Source organism: Rhizobium cerradonense (assembly GCF_030182455.1).
Taxonomy (GTDB): domain Bacteria; phylum Pseudomonadota; class Alphaproteobacteria; order Rhizobiales; family Rhizobiaceae; genus Rhizobium.
This window is the reverse complement of sequence record NZ_JAQJCK010000004.1, coordinates 1-25557: the sequence shown is the minus strand read 5'-3', so window position 1 is coordinate 25557 and position 25557 is coordinate 1. Positions and strand designations below refer to the sequence as shown.

The following is a 25557-nucleotide window of genomic DNA, read 5'->3' as shown; positions in this document are numbered from 1 at the left end:
ACAAAAAGCCATGCTCCTCTTGCAGAGAGAAACAGAGAGGACCACATTGCCATGAGTAGAGAGGTCTCGACCATGCAGAATATCCGTTCCTTGTTTATCGCGCTTGCCGGCATCACCGTGTTTGCAGCCCTGGCGCTGTTTACCGTTTCACTCACGCTCGCTGTCGGCGGCATCCTCACCGTGCTTATGGTGGGTCGCGCGATTTCGTTGCGGATGAAGCCTGCTCCGGTGCGCGCCAAGGCGAACGGTCAGCGCGAAATGCGCATTTGGAACGACGGTCGCGGCACGATCATCGATCTCTAGGCCAAGGTCAGGGCAGGGCGGCGCCTCGCCGCTCTCCAGTACGCTCATCCACGCGTAATTCCTGAATTGCGGAACTGCGGCCGAAGCGCCCGGTTTCAGAGCATTTCCAAGATTCCCCTTCATTTTTGCAGGGATTTGCTCTATTGGCAGGATAATTCGTGCATAGACGAAAATTGAAGGCAGGACCCCCATGGACAAGTTCGTGAAGTTGACCGGTGTCGCGGCACCCCTCCCGGTCGTCAATGTCGATACCGACATGATCATCCCGAAGGACTATCTGAAGACCATCAAGCGCACCGGTCTTGGCACAGGGTTGTTCGCCGAAGCCCGCTACAATGAGGATGGCTCGCCGAACCCGGATTTCGTGCTGAACAAGCCGGCCTATCAGAATGCTAAGATCCTCGTCGCCGGCGACAATTTCGGCTGTGGTTCGTCGCGCGAACATGCCCCGTGGGCGCTGCTCGACTTCGGCATCCGCTGCGTCATTTCGACGAGCTTCGCCGACATCTTCTACAATAACTGCTTCAAGAACGGCATCCTGCCGATCAAGGTCAGCCAGGAAGAGCTCGACAAGCTGATGGACGACGCCTCGCGCGGCTCCAACGCCATTCTGACGATCGATCTGGAAAACCTTGAGATCACCGGCCCGGACGGCGGCTCGATCAAGTTCGAGCTCGACGAATTCAAGCGCCATTGCCTGCTGAACGGCCTCGACGATATCGGCCTGACACTGGAAAAGGCCAAGGCGATCGACAGCTTCGAAAAGACGAACGCCGCATCCCGTCCCTGGGCTGCCTGATCGATTTCATTATCACATTTGCGTGTCAGAGCCGGGCTGAAAAGCCCGGCTTTTTCTTTTCATGCCATGGAAAGTTCATGAGGTTGCCGGCTGTAATATGCCCGACAAAAAGGGGGATCATATAGTCTTTGCGGAGCCCTTCAGGCTGCTCCCGCTCCTCCATTTCCTCCTCCCAATCGGAGCATTTCATGACCTCCCTTCCAATTCTTGGCGCAGCCATGACGCTTGCCGATGTCGAAGCCCATCGTGATTGGCTGCTCGAAAAACCGCGCGATCTGGAACTGCAGAGCTTCGTCGAAGCCGAAATCCTGAATGGCGACTGGGCGCCGCTCGCCGAGCACGCCAGGAAATTGCTCGACGGTCACCAGGGCCGGCTCGGCATCCACGGACCATTCTGGGGCTTCATCATCGCCTCGCAGGATCCGGAGATCCGCGCCGTCGTCACCAAGCGCCTCACGCAGGCGCTCGACGTCTGCGCCAATATCGGCGCCACGCAGATGGTCATTCATAGCCCCTATACGTCCTGGTCCTACAACAACCTCGACAACAACAAGGGCGAACGCGAGAAGATCATCGAATACACGCATCTGACGTTGAGGGACGCTGTCAGACGCGCCGAGAATATCGGCCTGACCATGGTCATCGAGAATATCGAGGACAAGGATCCGCATATCCGCGTCGGTCTCGCCGACAGCTTCAATACACCCGCCGTCGCCGTTTCGATCGACACCGGCCATGCCCATTACGCCCATGGCTACACCGGCGCACCGCCGGTTGACTACTATGTCCACGCCGCCGGCAACCGCCTGCAGCATGTCCACCTGCAGGATGCCGACGGCTATGCCGATCGCCACTGGAGCCTTGGCGAAGGCAATATCCACTGGCGCGCCGTCTTCGCCGCCCTTGCCAAACTCGACAGCAATCCGCGCCTGATCATCGAGATCAAGGACAAGTCGAAAATCCCGGCATCGGCCGCCTATCTCGCCTCGCTTGGATTGGCGGAGTAAGGATAAAGCAACGCAAGCCATCCGCCCTCGTGGTTCGAGACGGCCCTTTGGGCCTCCTCACCATGAGGGCTCATGCTCTCGCCTGGCTTATAGTTCGCTCCGCCCTCATGGTGAGGTGCGAAGCCCAAAAGGCGCAGCCTCGAACCACGAGGGTCGGCCGCAAAAGCCCCAAACCGTACCGTTTCCGCTCCTTCCTCGCTTGAAAAGCCGCATCTGCGGGTCTAAGAACCCGCAACTTGTTTCTTTTGCGGAGGCTTTCCCATGACAGTGCGCAATCTTTTCCTCCTGCCTGGCGACGGCATCGGTCCCGAAGCCATGGGCGAAGTCCGCAAGATCATCGCCTATATGAACGAGGCGAAGAATGCCGGTTTCGTCACCGACGAAGGTCTCGTCGGCGGCAGCGCTTATGATGCGCATGGCGCCGCCATCTCCGAAGAAGACATGCAGAAGGCACTTGCGGCCGATGCCGTGCTCTTCGGCGCCGTCGGTGGCCCGAAGTGGGATAGCGTTCCCTATGAAGTGCGTCCGGAAGCCGGCCTGCTGCGCCTGCGCAAGGATCTCCAGCTTTTCGCCAATCTGCGCCCGGCCATCTGCTATCCGGCGCTGGCATCGGCCTCCTCGCTGAAGCCGGAGCTGGTTGACGGCCTTGATATCCTCATCATCCGCGAGCTCACCGGCGGCGTTTATTTCGGCGAGCCGAAGGAAATCATCGACCTCGGCAACGGCCAGAAGCGCGGCATCGACACCCAGGTCTACGACACCTACGAGATCGAGCGCATCGCCGGCGTCGCCTTCGAACTGGCGCGCACTCGCAACAACCGCGTCTGCTCGATGGAAAAGCGCAACGTCATGAAGTCGGGCGTGCTCTGGAACCAAGTCGTCACCGCGACGCACAAGGAAAAATATGCTGACGTGCAGCTCGAGCATATGCTCGCCGATGCCGGCGGCATGCAACTCGTTCGCCAGCCGAAGCAGTTCGACGTCATCGTCACCGACAATCTCTTCGGCGACATGCTGTCCGACGTTGCCGCCATGCTGACCGGCTCGCTCGGCATGCTGCCATCCGCTTCGCTCGGCGCTCCGGATGCCAAGACCGGCAAGCGCAAGGCGCTCTACGAGCCGGTACACGGTTCCGCACCCGATATCGCCGGCAAGGGCATTGCCAACCCGATCGCCATGATCGCCTCCTTCGCCATGTGCCTGCGCTACTCCTTCGGCCTGGTTTCCGAAGCCGATGCGCTGGAAAAGGCAATCGCCAACGTGCTCGACAGCGGTATCCGCACCGGCGACATCATGTCCGCCGGCAGCCGCCAGGTCGGCACCGCCGAGATGGGCGATGCCATCCTTGCCGAATTCAAGGCTCTGTCGGCATAATCGCCGCCTAGAGCGCCACGCGTTCATCTGAACGCCCAAAGCTCGCTCTAGTATTTCACGTGAAACATTCAAAGCCCTCGCTCTTTGCTTGCAGAGCGGGGGCTTTTTGTTGAACTCAACGCGACGGACTCCTATTTCCCATCGCATGAGCACGGAAACGACATCGTCGCCGGGGGGCACGATCCAGAGACAATCACGACCTTGGCAGAGGCTGGCGCGGCGCTATGACGTTCGCCGCAACCGTCATAGCGGCCTTCCCTGGCTCGGCTACACGCTCACCGCCATCAACATCGTCGTTCTCGCCTTCCTCGTCTTCGACACACCGCTTGGGCAGGCTGCAAAAAACCTCTCGCCGCGACTGATTGCGGTCGCAGGCGCCGTCACCGATATCGGCAGGCTGGCCTGGATCCTCGCCGCCATCGCCGTCGTGTTTGCCGTCGGCCTTTTCGTCGTGCGACGATCGCCGACGCATGGCGGTTACCGCACCGTCCTTCTCATCCGGATGGTCGCCTATGTCGGCCTGTCGGTTCTTTCCACCAGCATCATCGTCAATCTTCTGAAATACGCGATCGGACGGGCGCGGCCCCTGCTTTATGACCAATATGGCATTCTCGGCTTCGAACCGTTTCATGGTGACTTCCTGTTTCAGAGCTTTCCCTCGGCGCATTCGGCCAATGTGGGTGCTCTCTTTACCGCGCTGGCTCTGCTTTTCCCGCGATTCCGGCTGCTGTTCATCGGCATCGGCCTCTGGCTCGGCGCTTCTCGCATCATCATCGGCGTTCATTATCCAAGCGACGTCGCCGCGGGGCTGGCGCTCGGCGCCTGGATCGCCTTCGCCGTCGCGATCCTCTTTTCCCGTTTCGGCCTGGTCTTCTCCACAGGACAAGACGGTTGGCCGCGGCCGCGGCTGAACCATGGGCTTCGCTGAACTGCCGATCGTCTTAAATTTGTAAAAAAACTGTAGCAGGAGCCTGCTACGCGTGATCGTCGACTGGGGTGGAGTATCGACGACAGGCGGTGGGTATGCAGGCGATCTTGACGTCTCTGGACAGGCGGTGGCGGCGCAATAGGAGCGGTTTCGCTCCTTCGCATTGGAAGATCTGCCTGTTCCTGACCGCCAATATCGTATTGCTGGCGGCCTTGCTGTTCGATTGGCCGGTCGGCGCGACCATCAAGAACATTGCACCGCCCATTCATTTCTTCGGCAAGCTGCTCACCAATTTCGGCGAATCCGGCTGGATCATCTTGGTCAGCGCCTTCCTGTTCTTCGAAGGCTGGGCCGGCAGCCGGCTGCTGCAGTCGCCGCGCTGTCGCTGCCAGGCCCTGCGCATCTGTCAGATCGGCGGCTATCTGCTGACGACCATCGCGCTTTCGGGCATCATCGCCAATCTCCTCAAGCGCGCCATCGGTCGTGCCCGCCCCACTCATTTTGAGGATTGGGGTCCTTTCGGTTTCTCCCCCTTCAACGGCCATGCCAGCTTCGAAAGCTTCCCATCCGGCCATGCGACCACCATTGGCGCCTTCTTCGTGGCACTTGCCTTCCTCTTCCCCCGCTATCGCTACATCTTCGTCGCCTGCGCTCTTTGGCTCGCGACGACGCGGGTGATGATCGGCGCGCACTATCCGAGCGACGTCATCGCCGGCCTCGCGCTTGGCGGCTGGTTCTCCTTCATGACGGCGATCGTCTATTCCCGCTACGGCCTGCTCTTTCGCATCGGCGAGACTGGCTGGCCGGTGCCAAAATTACCGCTGCTGAAGGGGAAGTAGGGATCATTTCCCTCATCCGCCCTCGCCCTTCGAGGCTCCACCCTTCGGGTTCCGCTCCTTAAGGGTGAGAGCTCTCCTTGAGCTGGCCCGCGTCATCGCTCCGCCCTCATGGTGAGGTGCTTTGATGTCAGAGCGTCAGCGAAGGCAGCAGAGCCTCGAACCACGAGGGTCGGCCCCCACAGCTCTCGAAAAATCATTCGTGAACTACCTTGGTCCCGTCCATCGCTGCACCCTGAATGGTTGCCAAGCATCCCCTGCATTCATATATCTGAGGCGGCGAATTTGCGGGAAACCAATCCCCGTTTGAATGTGGCGAAGACAATGACCGATGCAGGACAGACGAGGCTAAGCGAAAGGCAGATGGGATTGATTGCCCGGGCACTCGCCGAGCCGCGCCGCGTGCAGATGCTGAAGGAAATCGGCGGTCGCGGCGAGCCTATGCCTTGCAGCGTCCTGACGCAGTGCCACACCGTCAGTGCCGCGACGATATCGCATCACATCAAGGAACTCGAAAACGCCGGTCTCATCGAGATCGTGCGGGAAGGCAAGTTCGCAAACCTGGTGCTTCGGCGCGATGTCCTGAATGCCTACATGGCGGAACTCGCCAACATCTGACAATCATTTTCCCCACACGCCGCGCCGGCTGCTCTTGTATCAGTTAGATGAGTATCTAAATATCAAAGTGACGCAGCGAAGACCGCCGGTGTAAGGCCTCGTCTGCGCCATCAGTTCGATATTTATAAAATCATCTAACAATCATCTCGACAGGAGCTAGACATGAGCAAACTGGCAGGTAAGGTCGCAATCGTGACCGGAGCATCGAAGGGGATCGGCGCAGGCATCGCCAAGGCATTGGGCGAGGCGGGTGCGGCTGTGGTGGTCAACTATGCCTCGAGCCGCGAAGGTGCCGACAAGGTCGTGGCCGAGATCACCGCCAAGGGCGGCAAGGCGATCGCAGCTCACGGCGATGTTTCGAAATCCGCCGACGTGAAGCGGCTTTTTGCTGAAACGAAGGGAGCCTTCGGCGGCGTCGACATCCTCGTCAACAATGCCGGCGTCTATCAATTCCAGTCGCTGGAAGAGATCACCGAAGAGGAATTCCACCGGCAGTTCAACATCAACGTTCTCGGCACATTGCTGACGACGCAGGAAGCGGTGAAGCATTTCGGTCCTGAAGGCGGCAATGTCATCAACATCGCCTCGACCGCCGTCACCATGAACCTGCCAACCGCCACGGTCTACACGGCGACCAAGGCCGCCGTCACCTCGATCACCCAGATCCTCGCCAAGGAGCTCGGTCCGCGCAATATCCGCGTCAACACCATTTCGCCTGGCGGGGTCGAAACCGAAGGCGTCATTGCAGCGGGCATCATCGGCAGCGATCTCGAAAAGCAGATGGTTTCCCAAACGCCGCTTGGCCGCCTCGGACAGCCGACCGATATTGCCCCGATCGCCGTTTTCCTCGCCTCGAAGGACTCAGGCTGGCTGACGGGCGAAACCCTCTATGCCGGCGGCGGCCTGAAGTAACCGCCTATCCGCAGAACCGCTTCCCTCCTTGGCAAGGGAAGCGGTATTGCCCGCATGTCATGGCCCCGATCCGCGCGGCCACCTCCGGCGAGAATTGCCAAACCGTCTCCGTCTTCATAGTATCATTGCCGTTCGGGTTTTTCCGAAGATCTCCGCAGCTGCTTTTGCTGCAAAACGACATCTTGACCGCGGAAACTTTCAAGACAGATCCCTGTCTGCAATGCGACCCCTCGCGAGCGAACGCCATGAATTACTGCGAAAATCTCTGAGGATCGCTGTTGCGACCAACGAAACGGAGCACGTCATCATGAATACCGCCAACACCAAATCGAAACTGGGCACGCGCACCAATCTCAGCGAAGAAGCGACACGCGATATTTCCGCAGCACTGAATGCGCTGCTGGCCGACGTCTTTTCCCTTTATCTCAAGACCAAGAATTTCCATTGGCATATGAGCGGACCGCATTTCCGCGATTACCACCTGTTGCTGGACGAGCAGGGCGAGCAGATCTTCGCCATGACAGACCCGATGGCCGAACGCGCCAGAAAGATCGGCGGCACCACGCTGCGTTCGATCGGCCACATCGCCAAGCTGCAGCGTATCCCCGACAATGACGCCGAATATGTCGACGCCCAGGACATGCTCGCCGAACTGGCCGACGACAATCTCAGGCTTTCCGCCGAAATCCGCGCCGCCCACGATGTCTGCGATGAATATGGCGATATCGCCACCGCCAGCCTGCTTGAAAGCTGGCTGGACGAGACGGAACGCCGCACCTGGTTCCTGTTCGAATCCACCCGCAACACCAACCGCTGAGGGCTGATGTTGATTTCCGCGTTCCCGCATCGGTCGGAACGCGGAAATCCTTGACTCCTGTGGAAAACCCCGTAGAACCGGCGACGGAAAAGGAAGACCTCCATGGTTCGCTTCGAACAGATCGATAGCTTCGGTCACCTGGCAGACTATGCCGGGCAGGAGTTCCGTTTTCCGGTTTCTTCCAAAACCAAGGCCAAAACGACGACGAAAACCGTCTGACGTCTCTGGCCTGCCGCTCTCTCCCCGGCTCGGCTGGGGACAGGAACCGGCCGTTATGGCCGCGGTTCCCCCCTCGCCCAAGAGGAGAGAAGAGAAAGAGAGCTTGAGAAATGGGTTTCAAAGTTGCAGTTGCGGGCGCGACCGGGAATGTCGGCCGCGAAATGCTCAATATCCTGTCCGAACGCGGTTTTCCGGCTGACGAGGTCGTGGCCCTCGCATCGGCCCGCTCGCAGGGCACCGAAGTTTCCTTCGGCGACCGGACATTGAAGGTTTCGAACCTGGAGAACTACGATTTCTCCGACACCGACATCTGCCTGATGTCGGCCGGCGGCGACGTCTCCAAAAAGTTCTCGCCGAAGATCGGCGCCCAGGGCTGCGTCGTCATCGACAACTCCTCCGCCTGGCGCTACGACGCCGACGTGCCGTTGATCGTGCCGGAAGTAAACCCGGATGCCGTCACGCAGTTCACCAAGCGTAACATTATCGCCAACCCGAATTGCTCGACCGCGCAGCTTGTTGTGGCGCTGAAGCCGCTGCACGACTTCGCCAAGATCAAGCGCGTCGTCATCTCGACCTACCAGTCCGTCTCCGGCGCCGGCAAGGACGGCATGGACGAGCTTTTCAACCAGACCCGCGCCGTCTTCGTCGCCGATCCGATCGAGTCGAAGAAGTTCACCAAGCGCATCGCCTTCAACGTCATTCCGCACATCGATGTCTTCATGGAAGACGGCTACACCAAGGAAGAATGGAAGGTGCTGGCCGAAACCAAGAAGATGCTCGATCCGAAGATCAAGGTTACCTGCACCGCCGTGCGCGTGCCGGTCTTCATCGGTCATTCGGAATCGGTCAATATCGAGTTCGAAAACGAGATCACTGCCGATCAGGCCCGCGATATCCTGCGCGAAGCCCCGGGCTGCCTCGTCATCGACAAGCGCGAAAACGGTGGCTACATCACGCCTTATGAGTCCGCCGGCGAGGACGCGACCTACATTTCGCGCATTCGCGAGGACGCGACGGTTGAAAACGGCCTCAACATCTGGGTCGTCTCCGACAATCTGCGCAAGGGCGCGGCGCTGAACGCCATCCAGATTGCCGAACTCCTGATCAACCGTGGCCTGGTCAAGCCGCGCAAGCAGGCGGCATAAAGGGTTTATAAACCATTTACGGTTTTTCAACCTTTGCTGGCTAAGTAGGAACCAAATAAAAGCCTCGCTATTTCCGATCGAATGGCGAGGCTTTTACAAAGCTGCGTCAGGTATAGTGTTTCACGTGAAGCGAAAATATTGATCGCTTAACCGTGATAATGACAGAATTGCCGGATACTGGCATGGTCCGGTCACAGTAAGACCGCGCGTAGGCCTCAAAAATGGAAGGCTTGTGCGCCATCAAAAACCATTACCGCGCCTCGCGCGGTAAGAATTCGGGGACTCTGAATGCGCATGACAAAGTCTGGAATGGCAGCTCTCGTGGCAGGCGGGTTGCTGTTGGTAACGCCGTTTGCGGCGAATGCGGCAGCTTGCGGCAACTCGTCGGCCGGTTTTGAGAACTGGATGCAGGAATTCAAGCAGGAAGCACAGGCTCAGGGCGTCAGTGCCTCTGTTCTCGACCGAGCCTTCGCCAACGTGCATTACAATCAACCGACCATCCGCGCCGATCGCGGCCAGAAGAGCTTCAAGCTCTCCTTCGAAGACTTCATGAGAAAGCGTGGCGGCCAGGCGATTATCACTCGCGGCAAGAACATGAAGCAGGCTAATGCCGCTCTGTTCGCGAGAATCGAGAAGCGTTATGGCGTGCCCGCCGGCCCGATCATCGCCATCTGGGGCATGGAAACCGGTTTCGGCGGCTTCATGGGCGACCAGCATACGCTCTCGGCCGTGTCGACGCTCGCTTATGACTGCCGCCGCTCCGACTATTTCACCGATCAGCTCTATGCCGCCCTCAAGCTCGTCGGCGAAGGCTATCTGAGCCCGACCGCCCGCGGCGCGGCCCATGGCGAAATCGGCCAGACACAATTCATGCCGAAGAACGTCGTCAATTTCGGCGTCGACGGCGATGGCGACGGCAGGGTCGATCTGGTCGGATCCCGCGCCGACGCGTTGGCCTCGACTGCAAACTTCCTGAAGGGCCATGGCTGGCAGCCAGGTCTTGGCTATCAGCCCGGCGAACCCAATTTCGCGGCGATCGGCGGCTGGAACGATGCAGCGGTCTACCAGCAGGCGATCGCCTATATCGGCAAGCAGATCGACGGCCAATAACTACGGCAACAAATCGACAAAAGGCGCTCGGCCAAATGGCCCGGAGCGCCTTTTTCGTTTGTCCTTATCGTAGTCTCAGATTTCCGGCCGGATAAAATCGCGCGTCGTCGGGTCCATCACCCACAGCTCGCCGGTCGAGATATCGAACCATGCGCCATGCAGGTTCAATTTCCCTTCCTCTTCCAGCGCCTTGATATCGGGAAAGCTGCGTAGATTGTCGAGCGAATTGCGGATGGAGATGCGCTCCAGCGCCGTCTGCCGCTCGGCCGGCGTCATAACGTCATTGCTCTGGATCTGCTCGGCGGCCGGCTTTACGAGGCCCATCCACCGGCCGATGAAATCGCCCGGCGACAGCGGCTCGGCATTCGGATCCAACGCTGCGCGGATGCCGCCGCAGCGACCATGTCCCATGACAACGATATCCGAGACCTTCAGGGACTGCACCGCGAATTCCAGAGCTGCGGACGTCGAGTGAAAATGGCCATCCGGCTCATAGGGCGGCACCATATTGGCGACGTTGCGGATAACGAAAAGCTCTCCGGGACCAGCGTCGAAAATGGTCTCCGGCGCCGAACGGCTGTCGGAACAGGCAATCACCAGGGTTCCGGGCTTCTGCCCTTCCTCCGCCAAATTGCGATAGCGATCGCGTTCATCGACGTAACGCCCGCTCATGAAGTTGCGATAGCCGTTCAGAAGGGAGGTAGGAAAGCTCATGACATTGAATTACAGCGCACCGCCGCCAATGGCAACTATTGCAACGCAAAAAGCTATCGCATCGGCGACCGCTATTTTTTCCGTCGCTGCGCCGGATGCAGCAGGCGCCGCATCTGCACCATTGCCATGGGGGTCGAGAGGCTGGAAGCATCGGCGGCGAGCGTCAATTCGTCGCTGCCGCGCTTGACCGCCCGCGCCAGGACTTCATAGACGCTGGCCGTGGTCAATTGCAAAGCCCTCTCTTCGTCCATGCCCGACAGAAGCCGCGACAGGAACACGGCCGAGAGCAGGTCGCCAAGCCCGTTCGGCGCGTTGTCGATGCTGCGATGTTCGGCAAACAGCGCATTTCGGCCGCTGAGATAGAGATTGCCGGTGCCACCGGTCATCATCGGCACGGCCGACGTCACCAGCATGCGCGGCGGCCCCAGCGCCAGGGCAGCCTCCATGACGGCGTTGTTGTCCTCCAGCGGCGCGCCGGCAAGCCAGGCAAGCTCGTAGCGGTTCGGCGTCGCCAGCGATGCGAGCGGGATGAGCTGATCGCGGATCGCTTCGGCGGTTGCGTCGGGCACATAGAGCCCACCGGCATCGCCGATAACGGGATCGCAGGCATAGAAGAGATCGGGGTTCTTTTCCCTGAGTGCCGTTACCAGCCGCGCGACGGAGCGTGCCTGCGCGGCATTGCCGAAATAACCCGACAGCACCGCCTTCACCTCCGCGAGCCAGGGCGCGGCGATAAGATCGTCGATCGCGTGGTCGAAATCCGCCTCGGCAAAGGTCAGCCGGGTCGAGCGGCCATGGCCGGGATGCCAGGGCAAAACGACTGTTGGCAGCGCCCAAACGGGGTGGCCCAGGGTTTCCAGCGCGAAGACGGCGGCACGATTGCCGACGGAACCTCTGACGACATGGCTGGAGATGACGATAACGGCGCCCGCCGCGATATCCGACATGATGCTTGCTTCCAGTTCCGATCTTCCGGCCTTGATTGCGCCGTTTGATGATCTTTTTATCGTCACTCTGTCAATCGCGCTTCACAGAGTCATGAAAACCTCTGTTGACTACGCAATATCGCCAATTCTGCGCCAATTTTTACACGGATTGCATCAAGATCATCGCAAATCAGCAAGATTCTTCAAAATTTGAGACCGAATTGGTCGAAAAGCGATGAAATTCGCATTCAATTTGCCAGTTTTTTCGATAAACCTTCTGATAAAGTGACCAAACTTGGAATAAGGGAGGAATTTCATGGCACCCAGGACCAATCCGAAACGGGAAAAACAGATCGAAGCGGCCCGCAAGATCGCCGCTGCAACCGGCGAGGCGCATCTCGATCCGGAAATCCTGTTCGGCCGGGCGAGCAATGACGATTTGGAGCGCTACAGCCCGGAAATGCTTGCCCTTGCCGCTGTGCATGCGGCTGGGGAACTGGCAGCCTGGAACGGCGATTCTCCCCGCGTCACCATCGAACAGGTCGCCAATATCGACCCCGAAGGCGTGCCGGTTTCGATCCTCTCGATCACCGATCATAACATGCCGTTCCTCTACGAATCGGCCATGGGCGAGGTGACCAGCAGCTACCGCGATCTTTTCATGGCGGTGCATCCGATCCTCGTCATCAAAGACGGCAAGCAGCCGACGCTTTACTCTGCCGATCATCCGAGCGATCCCGCCGATCGTGTCAGCCATATTCAACTACATCTGTCACCGCTGACCGCGGCGCAGGCGGCGGACCTGATCAAGCGCGTGCAAATCGTGCTCGATCAGACGCATTTGACCGTTTCCGACTGGAAGCCAATGCTGACGCGGCTCGATACAGTGATAACGGAGCTTTCCACTTATGAGACCGCCGCCCGCCGCAAGGCGGATCGTGATGAGGCGCTGGCCTTTCTCGCTTGGCTGCGCGACGGCAATTTCACCTTCCTCGGCATGCGCGAATATGTCTATTCCGGCAAGGGCGCCAGCGCCAAGGTGGAGCGCGACCGTGGCGCCGGCCTCGGCATCCTCTCCAATCCCGACGTCCTCGTCCTGCGCCAGGGAAAAGACGCCGTCACCACCACGCCGGAAATCCTGGCCTTCCTCGACGGGCCGGATTTCCTGATCGTCACCAAAGCCAATGTGAAGTCGGTCGTTCACCGTCGTGCCTATATGGATTATGTTGGCGTCAAGCGTTTCGATGCCGACGGCAATGTCACCGGCGAACTGCGCATCGTCGGCCTCTATACGTCCACAGCGTACACCAGCGCCGCCGGCGAGGTGCCGTTGCTGCGGTCCAAGGTGCAGAAGGTCAAGGACCATTTCGGCTTCGACCCGGCCAGCCATTCCGGGCGCATGCTGGACAATACGCTGGAATCCTATCCGCGCGACGATCTCTTCCAGATCGACACGACGCTGCTCGCAAGCTTTGCCGAACAGATCAACGACCTTGCCGACCGCCCGCGCGTGCGCGCGCTGCCGCGCATCGACCATTTCGACCGCTTCGTCTCGGTGATCGTCTATGTTCCGCGCGAGGAATATGATTCCGTCGTCCGCGAGAGGATCGGCAATTACCTGAAGACCGTCTATGACGGTCGCGTTTCCGCCTACTATCCGGCCTTCCCGGAAGGCGGCGTCGCGCGCGTGCATTTCATCATCGGCCGCAGCGGCGGCAAGACCCCGCATGTTCCGCAGGCGAAGCTTGAAGCGGCGATCCGCGCCATCACCGCCCGCTGGGACGACCGCTTCGAAATGCTGGCCGGACCCAAGGCCCCGCATATCTCCGTCAGCCAGGCCTTCCAGGAGGCCTTTTCGCCGGAGGACGCCGTTGCCGACCTGCCCGATATCACCTCCACCGCTGGCCCCGATCAGATCCGAATCGCCTTCTACATCCGCAAGGAGGAAGCGGGCGATATCCTGTCGTTGAAGATCTTCCACGCCGAAGACAATCTGGCGCTGTCGCGCCGCGTGCCGCTGCTCGAAAATCTCGGCTTCAATGTCCTCAGCGAGCGGACCTTCGACATTTACGTCACCGGCAAGAACGGCGCGAACGGCCGTGTCGTTCTCCACGATATGGAACTCGAAGCCCGCGGCGGCGTGACGATCGATCTCGCGCGCCACGGCGCGGCGCTGGAGGAAGCCTTCCTCGCAGCCTTCGGCGGCACGATCGATAACGATGCTTTCAACCGGCTGATCATCTCCGCCGGTCTTTCGGCTCGCGAAACCAACGTCCTGCGCGCCTATGCCCGCTATCTTCGCCAGGCTGGTATCGCCTATTCGCAGGATTATATCGCCGCGACGCTGGACAAATATCCGCGCATCGCAGCCTCGATCTTCCGCCTGTTCCACGACACGCTCGCCCCCAAGCTCAACGACAAGAACCGCACGAAAAAACTCAGCGAATTGCATGCGACGATCGAGACCGAACTCGCCGATGTTCCAAGCCTCGACGACGACCGGATTCTCCGCCGCTATGTCAACGCCGTCGATGCGACGCTACGCACCAACTATTTCCAGAAAAACCCGGACGGCACACCGAAAGCCATGCTTGCCTTCAAGCTCGATCCGAAACTCCTGGATGGCCTGCCGGAGCCGCGGCCTTTCCGCGAGATCTTCGTCTATGGCGTCGAGGTAGAGGGCGTGCACCTGCGCTTCGGCAAGGTCGCTCGCGGCGGCTTGCGCTGGTCGGATCGCGCCGAAGACTACCGCACCGAGGTTCTGGGCCTTGTGAAGGCGCAGCAGGTTAAAAATGCCGTCATCGTGCCCGTCGGCGCCAAGGGCGGCTTCTATCCGAAGAAACTCCCGGTCGGCGGCAGCCGCGACGAGATCTTCAATGCCGGCCGCGAGGCCTACAAGACCTATATCCGCACCCTGCTGTCGATCACCGACAATATCTCCGGCGCCGATATCATTGCGCCACCGGACACGGTGCGGCAGGATGGAGACGACCCCTATTTCGTCGTCGCCGCCGACAAGGGCACCGCGACGTTCTCCGACACTGCCAATGCCCTGGCGCAGGAAGCCGGCTTCTGGCTCGACGACGCCTTCGCCTCGGGCGGCTCGGCCGGCTATGACCACAAGAAGATGGGTATCACGGCCCGCGGCGCCTGGGAGACCGTCAAGCGGCATTTCCGCGAAATGGACATCGATATCCAGACGACGCCCTTCACTGTCGCCGGCGTCGGCGACATGTCGGGCGACGTCTTCGGCAACGGCATGCTGCTGTCGCCGAAAATCCGCCTTCTCGCCGCCTTCGATCACCGCGACATCTTTATCGATCCCGATCCGGACATGAAAAAGACGCTCGCCGAGCGGCAGCGGCTTTTCAATCTCGCCCGCTCGAGCTGGCAGGATTTCGACAAGAGCGTCCTGTCGAAGGGCGCAATGATCATCTCACGTTCGGCAAAATCGGTGACGCTGACTCATGAGGCCGCTGCCACTATCGGCATCGACAAGACCGTGGCGACACCCTTCGAGATCATGACGGCGATCCTGAAGAGCCCGGTGGACCTGCTCTGGTTCGGCGGTATCGGCACCTATGTGAAGGCACCGGCCGAAACGGATTCGGAAGTCGGCGACCGTGCCAACGATCCGATCCGTATCACCGCGGAAGAGGTTCGTGCCAGAGTGATCGGCGAAGGCGCCAATCTCGGCGTTACCCAGAAGGGCCGCATCGCCTATGGCCTCAAGGGCGGGCGCTGCAATTCCGACGCCATCGACAATTCGGCAGGCGTCAATACCTCCGACGTCGAGGTCAATATCAAGATCGCCCTGGCATCCGCCATGTTCGACGGCCGCCTGACACGCGCCAAACGCGATACGCTGTTGGCCTCGATGACCGACGAGGTGGCGGCGCTGGTGCTGCGCAACAACTATCTGCAGTCTCTGGCGATTTCCCTGACGGAACGCAAAGGCACCAGCAACGGTCTGGAACTCAGCCGTTTCATGAGCGTGCTGGAGGGGGCGAAGCAGCTCAACCGCAAGGTTGAGACGCTGCCCGACGACCAGACCTTTGCCGAACGCTACGCCAATGGCCGGCCCCTCAGCCGCGCCGAGATCGGTGTCCTGCTCTCCTACGCCAAGATCGTCCTGTTCGATGCCCTGGCGGCGAGCGACCTACCGGACGATCCCTATTTTGCCGCGACGCTCAGCCAATATTTCCCGGTAAAAATGCAGCGCTCGCATGCCGCCGATATCGCCGGCCATCGTCTGCGCCGCGAAATCATCGCGACGGTACTGGCAAACGAAGCGATCAACCGCGGCGGACCGGGCTTTGCCGTCAGCATGATGGATGCGACGGCCGCGTCTGCCGCCGAAGTGGTCAAGGCTGCCGTGCTCGCCCGCGACGGCTTCGATCTCGATCGCCTCTGGAACGAGACCGATGCGCTGGATGGTAAGGTCGGCGGCCAGACGCAGAACCGCGTCTATGGCGAAATCACCGAAGTCTATACGGTGCTGACCCGCCTGTTGCTGAAAACCGGAGCGGCGAAGGGCGATATCGAGGAAACCGTTAGCCGGCTTCAGGCGGCATTGAAAAAGCTGAGACCGGTCTTCCTCAGCCAGATCCCGGCGGATTTCGCCGCCGAGATCGCGACCCGCCAGGCGGATTATCAGGCCGCCGGTCTGCCTGAAAAGCTCGCTTCCGAGATCGCGACGATCTACGCGCTCGTCCTCGTGCCGGAAATCATGCAGATCGCCGAACGGACAGGCGATACGCTCAACCGCGCCGCCGAAAGCTACTTCACGGTGTCGCAGACCTTCCGGGTCGGCCGTCTGCTGCTCGCCGGCAGCCGGATCATCACCGGCGATCACTATGAAAGCCTGGCGCTGGCCCGCAGCCTCGACCAGATCGCTGGGGCCCGCCGTGATATCGTCATCTCGGCGCTCAGCAATCATCCGAAGGACAAGCAGCCGATCCTTGCATGGCACGCCGAAGACCGCATCCGCATCAACCGCATTGCCGAAGAGCTTGCGGGCCTCAGCGAAAGCGGCGATCCGAACCTTGCCCGGATCACCGTCGCCGCCGGCCTCCTGACCGACCTTGCGCACGATCGGGCGAGATGAGACAGTCCGCCCCGCGTGATAGACGCACTATCGAATCAGGGGCAGGAATTTGGTGGCCACAGAGATAAGGGACGACGCGCCGGCGAAAGTGCCGGCGCGGGGCATCTGGGGATGGATGTTCTTCGACTGGGCGGCGCAGCCGTTCTTCACCGTCGTCACCACCTTCATCTTCGGTCCTTATTTCGTCGCGCGCCTGACGGCGGATCCGGTGGCCGCGCAGGCAATGTGGAGCAATATGGCGACGATCTCCTCGGTGATCATCGCCGTCTTGTCGCCGGTGCTCGGTTCGATCGCCGATCAGTCCGGCGCCCGTAAACCCTGGATCGCCTTCTTTGCCGTCATCAAGATCGCCAGCCTGTTCTGCCTTTGGGGTGCGGCACCCGGTTCGCCGGTGATCTACCCCGTCATCTTCATGATCCTTGCCTCGATCTCGGCAGAGTTTTCAATCGTCTTCAACGATTCGATGATGCCGCGGCTCGTCAGCAAGGACGATATCGGCCGGTTGTCGAATGCCGCCTGGGGACTCGGCTATCTCGGCGGCATGATCGTGCTTATCGCCGTGGTGGCGCTTTTGGCCGGCAACCCGCAAACTGGCAAGACCATCCTCGGCCTGACACCGCTCTTCGGCCTGGACGCCAGTCTCGGCGAAGATGCGCGCATCACCGGACCGATTTCCGCCGTCTGGTATTTTCTCTTCATTCTGCCGATGTTTTTCTTCACGCCGGATGCCGCCCGCGGTCTGCCGCTCGGTACGGCGGTTCGCTCCGGCCTGCATGAGCTGAGAATGACACTCGGCGAACTGAAACGCCGCCGGGGCATCAGTCTTTTCCTGATTGCCCGCATGGTCTACCAGGACGGCGTTAACGGCCTGCTGATCCTCGGCGGCACCTTCGCCGCGGGAATGTTTGGCTGGGCGACCATCGAGATCGGCATCTACGGCATCATCCTCAACGTCGTCGCGATTTTCGGCTGCTTTATCGCTGGCTATGTCGATCGCTGGCTGGGTTCGAAGATAACCGTCGTCATCAGCCTGACCATGCTGCTCCTCGCGGCCCTCGGCATCATCTCCACCGGACCGGGTTTTACGCTTTTCGGCCTCGTGCCGCTCTCGACCGCCGATTCCGGCGGCCTGTTCGGCACGGCGGCCGAGAAGGCCTATATTGCCTATGGCCTGCTCGTCGGCCTCTCCTTCGGCCCGGTCCAGGCCTCCTCGCGCTCCTATCTCGCCCGCAGTGTCAGCCTCGCCGAAGCAGGCCGCTATTTCGGCATCTACGCACTTTCCGGACGCGCCACCAGCTTCATGGCGACGCTGTTTTTCTCGCTGATAACCTATTGGAGCGGCTCCGCCCGCCTCGGCATGGCGACCTTGATCATCTTCCTTGCAGGCGGATTGCTGCTCCTGCTGCCGACGCCCTATCCGGCCGATAAAGCGAAGTGAGATATCCCTCCATTTAATTAGGGATATACCAGCAAGCGAGAGGATCAGCCCTCATGGTGAGGCGCGGAGGCCTGAAAGGCCGAAGCCTCGAACCACGAGGGCGGGTGGTTGCCTATGGGCCACCCTCGTCCTTCGACAAGCTCAGGATGAGGGTGGACGAAACGACGACGAAGCGAGCTATGGCTCAATGCCGGAAATGACGTACGCCCGTAAAGACCATCGCAACACCATGCTCGTCGGCGGCGTCGATGACTTCCTGGTCCCGCATCGAACCACCCGGCTGGATGACCGCCGTCGCGCCGGCGGCAATCGCCGACAGCAGGCCGTCGGCGAACGGCAGGAAGGCTTCGGAGGCCACGGCAGAGCCGCGCGTCAACGGCTCGGCAAGACCCATGGCCCTGGCAGCCTCTTCAGCCTTGATCGCGGCGATGCGGGCCGAATCGACGCGGCTCATCTGGCCGGCGCCGATACCGGCCGTCTGGCCGTCCTTGGCGTAAACAACAGCATTCGATTTCACATGCTTGGCGACGCGGAAGGCAAACTTCATGTCTTCCAGCTCCTGTGCCGTCGGCGCACGCTTGGTGACCACCTTCAGCTCCATATCTTCGACCAGCGCATTGTCACGGTTCTGGACGAGCAAACCGCCGGAGACGGTTTTGGCGGTCAGGCCGGTCGCACGCGGATCGGGCAGGGCGCCGACCGACAGCAGGCGAAGGTTCGGCTTGCGGGCGATGATCGCCTTGGCTTCCTCACTGACCTCTGGCGCGATGATGACCTCGGTGAAGAGCTTGACGATCTCCTCGGCGGTTTCCGCATCGAGCAGGCTGTTCAGCGCAATGATGCCGCCGAAGGCCGAAACGGAATCGCAAGCCAGCGCCCGCTTATAGGCCTCAACCAGGGTAGGGCCGGTGGCAACACCGCACGGGTTGGCATGCTTGATGATCGCGCATGCCGGACCCTTTTCCGGCAGGAACTCGGCAACAAGTTCGTAGGCCGCATCGGTATCGTTGATGTTGTTGTAGGAAAGCTGCTTGCCCTGGATCAGCGTCGCGGTCGAGACACCAGGACGGTTTTCGCCGGTGACGTAGAAAGCCGCCTTCTGATGCGGGTTTTCGCCATAGCGCATCTCCCCGCGCAGAACGCCGCCGATAACGCGGTGGCGCGGTGTTGCGATATCAAGAGCCTCGGCGAACCAGTTGGAGATCATCGCATCATAGGCCGCGGTGCGGGCGAAAGCCTTGGCGGCCATGCGCTGGCGGAAGGCATAGGCGGTCTGGCCGGCATCGGCCGAAAGCTGCTCCAGCAGCTCCGGATAGTCGGTTGGATCGGTCAGAATCGTGACATAGGCATGGTTCTTGGCCGAAGCGCGGATCATCGCAGGGCCGCCAATGTCGATATTCTCGACCGTCGTCGGATAATCGCCCCCGGCCTTGCGGACATCTTCGAAGGGGTAGAGATTGATGACGACCAGGTCGATACCCTCGATGCCATGCTCCTTCATCGCCGCCTGATGTTCGGCGTCATCGCGAATAGCGAGCAGGCCGCCATGCACCTTCGGATGCAGCGTCTTGACGCGGCCATCCATGATTTCGGGAAACTCCGTCACTTCAGACACATCGGTCACGGCAAGACCCGCCGCCGCAATGGTCTTGTGCGTGCCGCCGGTCGACAGCAGCCGCACGCCCTTTTCGCTGAGCGCACGCGCCAGCTCGACGATGCCGGTCTTGTCGGAGACGGACAGAAGCGCGGTCTTCACCTTCACTTTGTCGGGGGCGGGGATTTTTTTGGAAACGACGGCCATGGCTTTCTCCAATCGAGCGTGAGGAGATGTCCGGCAAAACGGCGCGGGACAATATGCCCGCCCCGTTAACACAGCTTAAGCACTTAGCCTATGGCCGATGGGATAAAAACCAGCGGATTTCCGGCTTTTCGGTGATCGGGAAAACGATCTCGAGCTGGTCGGAGGAGCGCATGCCGGAAGCGTCGGCAAAAAAGATATCCTCAGTCACCAGCACCTCGTTGCCCGGCGAGGAGAACACCCAGGTCTCGCCGTCCGGCGCAATCAACAGCGCGGCGTCGGTCTCGGTCTGCAGCAGGCTGATGGAGGGATGAACGTGAAAGCGGGCGGAGGCAAGACCCTCGCTCTTCAGCAGCGATTTCTTACCCTCCGGTACAAAAAAGCGGTCGCGGCCGGCAAGAATGGTGCCGGCGGCATTCAGGCTCACCTCGCGCTCATGGGCATAACCGAAGGTCGAGAGATAGCCGTCATGCACCGCCCGGACATAGTCGCGGCCATCCTCGGTCTCCGCACGCTCAACAATGACCTTCTTGACGCCGCCGACCATCACAGGCCCGAGCGCTTTGGACCTCGAAAACAGGCTCGACGAAGTGTCATCGAGCGTCACGGTCGAATGCGCCGCGGTGGCGCGCGCCGCCTGGACGTAGCGGTCGCCGGCAAAATTCGGCGAGCCGGAATTGACGATGAAGCGGGATTTGCCCGAAGACATTTCGAAGGACAGGCAGCCGGCATGCGCCGTGCGGCTGAGGTCGGCGGAAGCGGGCGCCCCGGTATCGATGATGACCACGGCCTGTCCGGCCGCCAGCCGATGGTATTTGGTATGCGGCAGCGCCTTGAACACCTGGCCGGCGGTTTCGTCATAACGCAGGACGGACATCAGCTCGTTGGCCAGCGTCGACGTCGCGCCATTGAACAGCGCGAGATCGCCATCCTGATGCCGGAAGAAGCGCAAGGCCGGATACATGCGGTCGATGCCAGGAATCAGACGCGCCGGCGCGTCGTGGCCAAGATTGACGTAGGTCTGGCGCAGCGGCAGCAAGTCGAGCAGCAGTTCCAGCGCCACGCGGGGATTACGCGAGATATGCCCACCGTCGGGGAGAATCTGCCGGTCGATTTCGCGATCGAGCGCCTGGCCGGCACGCTTCAGTGTCGAGCTGCCGTTCGGCATGGCAACCGAGGACATGGCGAGCGCGATCCGCACCCGGAACCGCGTCTCGCCGTCACGCGTCGTTGCCGCCACACGGCGGAGATAGCAGACGTGGAAAACCAGCATGCGCATGAAACGGCGATAAAAGCCGCCATCCGTGCCCTGCAGGACCACGGGCGAATGCGACAACCAGGCGATCAGCCGCTGTGCCGCAATATCGGGCGACCAGGCTATCCCATGCAGCCGACGGCCATGCACGGCCATCCAGTCATTGAGGATGGCGCGCGCCAGCGCCGAAGCCTGATCGCTTTTTTCCGCCCGCAAATGCCGCAGCCAGCGGAAGCTATGCAGGCGGGCCGCAAAGGCCTGCGACGGCAGCTCCAGCGCGAAGGGAGATTTCCCCTCCGTTTCCAGCACCCGGCCTGCCAACAGGATACGGCCGTTCAAAAGCTCTTCGACAAAAAACGGATCGATGCTGCGCAGGTCCGTCGGAGCCACGATCAATCGTTCCGGCACACGCATCGTGTGGCGGGTGAGACGCAATCGCGTCAGTGCCGCGCGGCGCGACATTCGCCGCCATGCTTCCCGCATGTGTAAACTCACCGAACCCTGCCGGAAAACTGCATATTTGCTTATGCTTACTCTCTATATCGGTGGTTAAGAAGAGGTTAGGAATATGCCAAATAAGGACATTGTGCCCGATTTTTGAACAAGTCGAGCGTAACCCCTCGGAGCCGCTACTATCGCGTGCGGCGCAGCACCACTGCGAAGAACCCATCTAGTCCGGATGCGAAACCGCCGGAAAGCGGCAGCATGTCGGGCGTGGTGCGGAAAGCACCGAGAGGCGAGATCGCGGCCTCGAGACCTGGCCAATCCTCCGGCTTGATCGGCACGCGCTCGGCCATCTCCGTCTCGGCCAGAACGCGCGCGACAAGATCCTCGCCCTCTTCCGGATCGAGCGAACAGTTGGAGAAGACCACGAGCCCGCCAGGCTTGACCAGGGTCAAAGCATGGCGAAGCAAACGCTCCTGCAGGCCGGCAAGCTTGGCGATGTCCTCCGGACCCTTGGTCCACAGCACATCGGGATGGCGACGCGTCGTGCCCGTTGACGAGCAGGGAGCATCGAGAAGGGCCGCGTCGAAAAGATCGTCGGGTTGGAACTTTGCCATGTCGGCGGCGATGGTTTCCGCCTCCATCCCAAGTCTTGCCAGATTGGCGGAGAGCCGCTTGAGGCGATTGGCGGATTGGTCGAGCGCGGTCACCTTGCCGCCGGCGAGAATGAGCTGCGCGGTTTTGCCGCCCGGCGCGGCGCAGAGATCCACCACCTTACGGCCAGAAAGCGAACCGAACAATTTTGCCGGAATGCTGGCGGCGGCATCCTGGACCCACCATTCGCCGTCCGAAAACCCATCGAGCGAAGGAATGGAGCCTTCGAAAGCGGCTAGCCGCACGCCGCCGGTCGGCAAGACGACGCCATTCAAGCGTTTCGCCCAGCCCTCGGCATCGGATTTCACCGTAACGTCAATCGCCGCCGGCTCCAGTTGCGTATCGGAAATCCTTGCCGCAGCCTCCGTGCCATAGGCAGCCTCGAGACGCGCCAGGAACCAGGCCGGCATGGCTGGCACATTGGCAACCCGGCTCAGAATCTCTTGCTTCTCCCGCCCTATCCGCCTGAGAATCGCGTTGACCAGCTTGGCGAAGCGGCGGTTGCGCGGGTCTTGGTTGGCCTGCTCGACGGCAATATCGACCGCGGAATGATCCGGCACGTCGAGATAGAGCATCTGTGCCGCACCCACCACCAGGACATGATGCAGGGCGCGGGCGCCCTCCGGCAGTGGTGAGTCCAGCAGGGAAGCGATCGCCGCCTCGATGCGCGGCAAATGCCTAAGCGCCGAATTCAGAATGGCGCGCACCAGCGCCCGGTCGCTCTCGCCAAGCGCTCTATAGGCAGGATTGCCGCCTTCGGCATCCAGCATGCCGTCGAGCGGCGTCTTGCGATCGATGACCGCCGCCAGAATCTTCGTCGCAGCGGCGCGCGCCGCAAATCCTGGCTTGGCGGGAGCCGAATCATGCGGCGGCCGATTGCCCGATTGCCTTCCGTCTTTGTTGAAAGGCTTCTTATTGTTGGAATTCAAGACCAGGGTCCCTTCGGCGGTTGCGAACCACCGCGACCCGTATTCGGTACGGAGCGCGATTTGCGCACCGGATTATCAGTCAAGATCGGTCCCGTCGAGCCAAAGCCGGCCTGCATGTCGGCAGCAGGGCCGCCACCACCGCCGTAGCGCGCCATCTCGTGAAGTGCGGCGATCCGGTTTTCCGTATCCGGGTGCGTGGAGAACAGATTGTCCATGCGCGCGCCGGAGAGCGGATTGATGATGAACATATGCGCCGTCGCCGGATGACCCTCGGCCTCTTCATTGGGGATATGCTCCGCCCCGCGGGCGATCTTGCCGAGCGCCGAGGCGAGCCAGAGAGGATTGCCGCAGATTTCAGCGCCGCGACGGTCCGCCGAATATTCACGCGTACGGCTGATCGCCATCTGCACCAGCATGGCGGCGAGAGGGGCGACGATCATCGCCACCAGCACGCCGACGACACCGAGGGGATTGTTATTGTCGCGGCGCCCGCCAAAGAAGAAGGCGAAATTGCCGAGCATGGAAATGGCGCCGGCGAGCGTCGCCGTGATGGTCATCGTCAGCGTGTCGCGGTTTTGCACATGCGCCAGCTCATGCGCCATCACACCGGCCACTTCCTCCGGTGTCAGCGCATTGAGCAGGCCCGTCGATGCCGCGACAGCGGCATTTTCGGGATTGCGGCCGGTGGCAAAGGCGTTCGGTTGCGGGCTGTCATAGAGATAGACCTTCGGCATCGGCAGGCCTGCATTCCGGGCAAGGTCGCGGATGATGCGATAGAATTCCGGCGCGCTGCGCTCGTCCACTTCCTGTGCGTGATAGGTGGAGAGCACCATGCGATCGGAATTCCAATAGGAAAAGAAATTCATGCCCGCAGCGACGACAAGCGCGATCATCATGCCGGCTTGACCACCGATCAAATAGCCGACGCCCATGAAAAGGGCGGTCATGAAGGCAAGCAACATGGCAGTGCGCATGAGGTTCATCTGATGTCTCCATCACATCGTCAGTCCGAACCTTTCTCTTTGCGGCCGGACGCTCTATGATTTGGCTATTCACCCGCCTATTTCAACGGTTCCAGGCCGCATCACGCCATGCAGATTGCAGATAACGATAATAAAAATGACATCGACGCCGGCACGGCGCCACGCAAACCGCTCTCGCCAGCCGCCAAACGGGCGCTCGCGGAAGCGGAGGAGCGCCGCAAGGCCCAGGCGCAGCCCGATCTCCCCCCCGAAACCGGCGGCCGCGGCGGCGCCGAGCCCTCGCGCTTCGGCGATTGGGAGATCAATGGGCGTGCGATCGATTTTTGAGCCGATACATATTTCGGCAAACTCAATGAGAATCACTTAAATTGGAATCTCTGATTTGAAGGGAGATGCCAATGCCGAAACCTTCGAGCTGGAATAACTCTGTTTGGCCGAAGGCCGCTAAACCGTTTAAGCCGAAGAATTCATCACAAGCGGAATCGAATAAACTGTTAGCCCTATCAGCTTTAGGAGCGGGCGTTTCACTTAGTCTGACTTACGATGGGTTTCCCCGCACAGTTGAGGTTCATACTGTAGGAGTAACTACTGCTGGCCGCCCCGCTATGTGCGTCTACCAAGTAGACGGTCAAAGTAGCACGCCTCCTATACCTGATTGGCGACTCTTTTGTTTTGACGAATGTTTTGACGTAGCTCTTACCACCATTAAGGCGAATTCACCGCGCGCCGGCTACAAAAGGGGCTCAAAGCAATTTCGCAGGATTGACGCCGAAATTTAGATTCCGGCGCCAAAAAAATTCTGCTTCGTTCCGTCGATTGAAGTGAATTATCACTCGGTCATGTGTGGCGGCTTTTTGATCAAGCCGCATCCGCCCTGTTCTGCCGGTTGGCGATCAGATCATCGACAACAGCGGGATCGGCCAGCGTTGAGGTATCGCCGAGTGCGCCGAAATCGTCTTCGGCGATCTTGCGCAGGATGCGGCGCATGATCTTGCCGGAGCGGGTTTTCGGCAGGCCCGGGGCGAACTGGATCTTGTCGGGCGAGGCGATCGGGCCGATTTGGGCACGAACATGTTTGACGAGCTCCTGGCGCAACGCATCCGAACCCTCCTGACCCGCCATCAGCGTCACGTAGCAATAGATGCCCTGACCCTTGATCGCATGCGGATAGCCGACAACGGCGGCCTCCGAGACATGCTGGTGCGAGACGAGGGCCGATTCGACCTCGGCCGTGCCGAGGC

Annotated in this window: 23 protein-coding genes; 15 read left to right on the top strand and 8 right to left on the bottom strand. The window is 60.6% G+C overall.

From position 1 onward, the window contains the following. Window positions 1-72: 72 nt before the first annotated feature. The gene (locus PH547_RS10775) at window positions 73-303 is read left to right on the top strand and encodes a hypothetical protein (RefSeq protein ID WP_104824895.1); all 231 of its coding nucleotides are present in this window, start codon (window positions 73-75) and stop codon (window positions 301-303) included. Window positions 304-493: 190 nt separating this feature from the next. Continuing rightward, entirely contained in the window at window positions 494-1102 is a 609-nt protein-coding gene (gene leuD / locus PH547_RS10770; RefSeq protein ID WP_104824896.1) for a 3-isopropylmalate dehydratase small subunit, read from the top strand. A gap of 25 nt (window positions 1103-1127) precedes the next feature. On the opposite strand, the gene PH547_RS10765 is transcribed toward leuD, so the two are convergent. Beyond that, window positions 1128-1265 (bottom strand): hypothetical protein, encoded by a 138-nt coding sequence (locus PH547_RS10765; protein ID WP_158704501.1) that lies wholly within the window; start codon window positions 1263-1265, stop codon window positions 1128-1130. Between the two features lie 25 nt (window positions 1266-1290). On the opposite strand from PH547_RS10765, the gene PH547_RS10760 reads away from it, so the two are divergent. The 9 genes from PH547_RS10760 to PH547_RS10715 all read left to right on the top strand — a co-directional run bounded on the left by PH547_RS10760 (window position 1291) and on the right by PH547_RS10715 (window position 10068). Continuing rightward, window positions 1291-2109, top strand: a complete 819-nt coding sequence (locus PH547_RS10760; protein WP_104824897.1) for a sugar phosphate isomerase/epimerase family protein — start codon at window positions 1291-1293, stop codon at window positions 2107-2109. A 261-nt stretch (window positions 2110-2370) separates the two neighbouring features. Then, the gene (gene leuB, locus PH547_RS10755; RefSeq protein WP_104824898.1) at window positions 2371-3483 is read left to right on the top strand and encodes a 3-isopropylmalate dehydrogenase; all 1113 of its coding nucleotides are present in this window, start codon (window positions 2371-2373) and stop codon (window positions 3481-3483) included. A gap of 145 nt (window positions 3484-3628) precedes the next feature. Then, window positions 3629-4411 carry a phosphatase PAP2 family protein gene (locus PH547_RS10750; RefSeq protein WP_285168223.1) on the top strand — a complete coding sequence of 261 codons (783 nt, stop codon included), beginning with the start codon at window positions 3629-3631 and terminating at the stop codon, window positions 4409-4411. Window positions 4412-4506: 95 nt separating this feature from the next. Then, on the top strand, window positions 4507-5250 hold the full coding sequence (lpxE, locus tag PH547_RS10745) for a lipid A 1-phosphatase LpxE (RefSeq protein WP_104824900.1): 744 nt from the start codon (window positions 4507-4509) through the stop codon (window positions 5248-5250). A gap of 321 nt (window positions 5251-5571) precedes the next feature. Next, window positions 5572-5865, top strand: a complete 294-nt coding sequence (locus PH547_RS10740) for a winged helix-turn-helix domain-containing protein (RefSeq protein WP_283048186.1) — start codon at window positions 5572-5574, stop codon at window positions 5863-5865. Between the two features lie 162 nt (window positions 5866-6027). Continuing rightward, entirely contained in the window at window positions 6028-6777 is a 750-nt protein-coding gene (locus tag PH547_RS10735; RefSeq protein ID WP_285168222.1) for a glucose 1-dehydrogenase, read from the top strand. Window positions 6778-7084: 307 nt separating this feature from the next. Next, the gene (locus tag PH547_RS10730) at window positions 7085-7594 is read left to right on the top strand and encodes a Dps family protein (protein WP_104824904.1); all 510 of its coding nucleotides are present in this window, start codon (window positions 7085-7087) and stop codon (window positions 7592-7594) included. A 329-nt stretch (window positions 7595-7923) separates the two neighbouring features. Further along, complete coding sequence (locus tag PH547_RS10720; RefSeq protein ID WP_104824905.1) at window positions 7924-8958, top strand: aspartate-semialdehyde dehydrogenase; 1035 nt, start codon at window positions 7924-7926, stop codon at window positions 8956-8958. Between the two features lie 288 nt (window positions 8959-9246). Beyond that, window positions 9247-10068 carry a lytic murein transglycosylase gene (locus tag PH547_RS10715; protein ID WP_104824906.1) on the top strand — a complete coding sequence of 274 codons (822 nt, stop codon included), beginning with the start codon at window positions 9247-9249 and terminating at the stop codon, window positions 10066-10068. A gap of 75 nt (window positions 10069-10143) precedes the next feature. Here PH547_RS10715 and PH547_RS10710 read toward each other — a convergent pair whose 3' ends face one another. After that, the gene (locus tag PH547_RS10710; RefSeq protein WP_285168219.1) at window positions 10144-10782 is read right to left on the bottom strand and encodes a carbonic anhydrase; all 639 of its coding nucleotides are present in this window, start codon (window positions 10780-10782) and stop codon (window positions 10144-10146) included. Window positions 10783-10853: 71 nt separating this feature from the next. Next, window positions 10854-11729, bottom strand: coding sequence for a pyridoxal kinase PdxY (gene pdxY, locus PH547_RS10705; protein WP_104824908.1), 876 nt, complete (start codon window positions 11727-11729; stop codon window positions 10854-10856). On the opposite strand from pdxY, the gene PH547_RS10700 reads away from it, so the two are divergent. From PH547_RS10700 to PH547_RS10690, 3 genes are all read left to right on the top strand, one after another. Continuing rightward, a complete protein-coding gene (locus PH547_RS10700; protein WP_158704502.1) occupies window positions 11728-11922 on the top strand; it encodes a hypothetical protein in 195 nt (64 codons plus the stop codon). The genes pdxY and PH547_RS10700 overlap by 2 nt on opposite strands. Before the next feature lie 102 nt (window positions 11923-12024). Beyond that, entirely contained in the window at window positions 12025-16815 is a 4791-nt protein-coding gene (locus tag PH547_RS10695; RefSeq protein ID WP_285168218.1) for an NAD-glutamate dehydrogenase, read from the top strand. A 49-nt stretch (window positions 16816-16864) separates the two neighbouring features. After that, a complete protein-coding gene (locus tag PH547_RS10690; RefSeq protein WP_285168217.1) occupies window positions 16865-18253 on the top strand; it encodes an MFS transporter in 1389 nt (462 codons plus the stop codon). Between the two features lie 184 nt (window positions 18254-18437). Here the strand turns inward: PH547_RS10690 and purH are convergent, their stop codons facing one another. The 4 genes from purH to htpX all read right to left on the bottom strand — a co-directional run bounded on the left by purH (window position 18438) and on the right by htpX (window position 24316). Beyond that, window positions 18438-20054: a bifunctional phosphoribosylaminoimidazolecarboxamide formyltransferase/IMP cyclohydrolase gene (gene purH, locus PH547_RS10685; protein WP_285168216.1), complete on the bottom strand. Its 1617-nt coding sequence runs from the start codon at window positions 20052-20054 to the stop codon at window positions 18438-18440. Window positions 20055-20142: 88 nt separating this feature from the next. Beyond that, window positions 20143-21789: a heparinase II/III family protein gene (locus PH547_RS10680; RefSeq protein WP_285168215.1), complete on the bottom strand. Its 1647-nt coding sequence runs from the start codon at window positions 21787-21789 to the stop codon at window positions 20143-20145. Window positions 21790-21938: 149 nt separating this feature from the next. Beyond that, entirely contained in the window at window positions 21939-23339 is a 1401-nt protein-coding gene (locus PH547_RS10675; RefSeq protein WP_285168439.1) for an RsmB/NOP family class I SAM-dependent RNA methyltransferase, read from the bottom strand. Further along, window positions 23330-24316: a zinc metalloprotease HtpX gene (gene htpX / locus PH547_RS10670; protein WP_285168214.1), complete on the bottom strand. Its 987-nt coding sequence runs from the start codon at window positions 24314-24316 to the stop codon at window positions 23330-23332. Before htpX ends, PH547_RS10675 begins: the two co-directional genes overlap by 10 nt. A 108-nt stretch (window positions 24317-24424) precedes the next feature. On the opposite strand from htpX, the gene PH547_RS10665 reads away from it, so the two are divergent. Continuing rightward, the gene (locus PH547_RS10665) at window positions 24425-24643 is read left to right on the top strand and encodes a DUF1674 domain-containing protein (protein WP_285168213.1); all 219 of its coding nucleotides are present in this window, start codon (window positions 24425-24427) and stop codon (window positions 24641-24643) included. A 531-nt stretch (window positions 24644-25174) separates the two neighbouring features. Here PH547_RS10665 and PH547_RS10660 read toward each other — a convergent pair. Further along, a partial coding sequence (locus tag PH547_RS10660) for an AMP-binding enzyme (RefSeq protein ID WP_483315539.1) occupies window positions 25175-25557 on the bottom strand: 383 nt, incomplete at its 5' end.

Bases quoted from the DNA above. Each gene is read 5' to 3' on its own strand.
- PH547_RS10735 (WP_285168222.1), top strand. From the start codon at position 6,028: ATGAGCAAACTGGCAGGTAAGGTCGCAATCGTGACCGGAGCATCGAAG.
- PH547_RS10715 (WP_104824906.1), top strand. From the start codon at position 9,247: ATGCGCATGACAAAGTCTGGAATGGCAGCTCTCGTGGCAGGCGGGTTG.
- pdxY (WP_104824908.1), bottom strand. From the start codon at position 11,729: ATGTCGGATATCGCGGCGGGCGCCGTTATCGTCATCTCCAGCCATGTC.
- PH547_RS10765 (WP_158704501.1), bottom strand. From the start codon at position 1,265: ATGGAGGAGCGGGAGCAGCCTGAAGGGCTCCGCAAAGACTATATGATC.
- PH547_RS10700 (WP_158704502.1), top strand. From the start codon at position 11,728: ATGATGCTTGCTTCCAGTTCCGATCTTCCGGCCTTGATTGCGCCGTTT.
- PH547_RS10665 (WP_285168213.1), top strand. From the start codon at position 24,425: ATGCAGATTGCAGATAACGATAATAAAAATGACATCGACGCCGGCACG.
- PH547_RS10720 (WP_104824905.1), top strand. From the start codon at position 7,924: ATGGGTTTCAAAGTTGCAGTTGCGGGCGCGACCGGGAATGTCGGCCGC.
- leuD (WP_104824896.1), top strand. From the start codon at position 494: ATGGACAAGTTCGTGAAGTTGACCGGTGTCGCGGCACCCCTCCCGGTC.
- htpX (WP_285168214.1), bottom strand. From the start codon at position 24,316: ATGAACCTCATGCGCACTGCCATGTTGCTTGCCTTCATGACCGCCCTT.
- lpxE (WP_104824900.1), top strand. From the start codon at position 4,507: ATGCAGGCGATCTTGACGTCTCTGGACAGGCGGTGGCGGCGCAATAGG.
- PH547_RS10760 (WP_104824897.1), top strand. From the start codon at position 1,291: ATGACCTCCCTTCCAATTCTTGGCGCAGCCATGACGCTTGCCGATGTC.
- PH547_RS10730 (WP_104824904.1), top strand. From the start codon at position 7,085: ATGAATACCGCCAACACCAAATCGAAACTGGGCACGCGCACCAATCTC.
- PH547_RS10750 (WP_285168223.1), top strand. From the start codon at position 3,629: ATGAGCACGGAAACGACATCGTCGCCGGGGGGCACGATCCAGAGACAA.
- PH547_RS10680 (WP_285168215.1), bottom strand. From the start codon at position 21,789: ATGCGGGAAGCATGGCGGCGAATGTCGCGCCGCGCGGCACTGACGCGA.
- purH (WP_285168216.1), bottom strand. From the start codon at position 20,054: ATGGCCGTCGTTTCCAAAAAAATCCCCGCCCCCGACAAAGTGAAGGTG.
- leuB (WP_104824898.1), top strand. From the start codon at position 2,371: ATGACAGTGCGCAATCTTTTCCTCCTGCCTGGCGACGGCATCGGTCCC.
- PH547_RS10775 (WP_104824895.1), top strand. From the start codon at position 73: ATGCAGAATATCCGTTCCTTGTTTATCGCGCTTGCCGGCATCACCGTG.
- PH547_RS10740 (WP_283048186.1), top strand. From the start codon at position 5,572: ATGACCGATGCAGGACAGACGAGGCTAAGCGAAAGGCAGATGGGATTG.
- PH547_RS10710 (WP_285168219.1), bottom strand. From the start codon at position 10,782: ATGAGCTTTCCTACCTCCCTTCTGAACGGCTATCGCAACTTCATGAGC.
- PH547_RS10695 (WP_285168218.1), top strand. From the start codon at position 12,025: ATGGCACCCAGGACCAATCCGAAACGGGAAAAACAGATCGAAGCGGCC.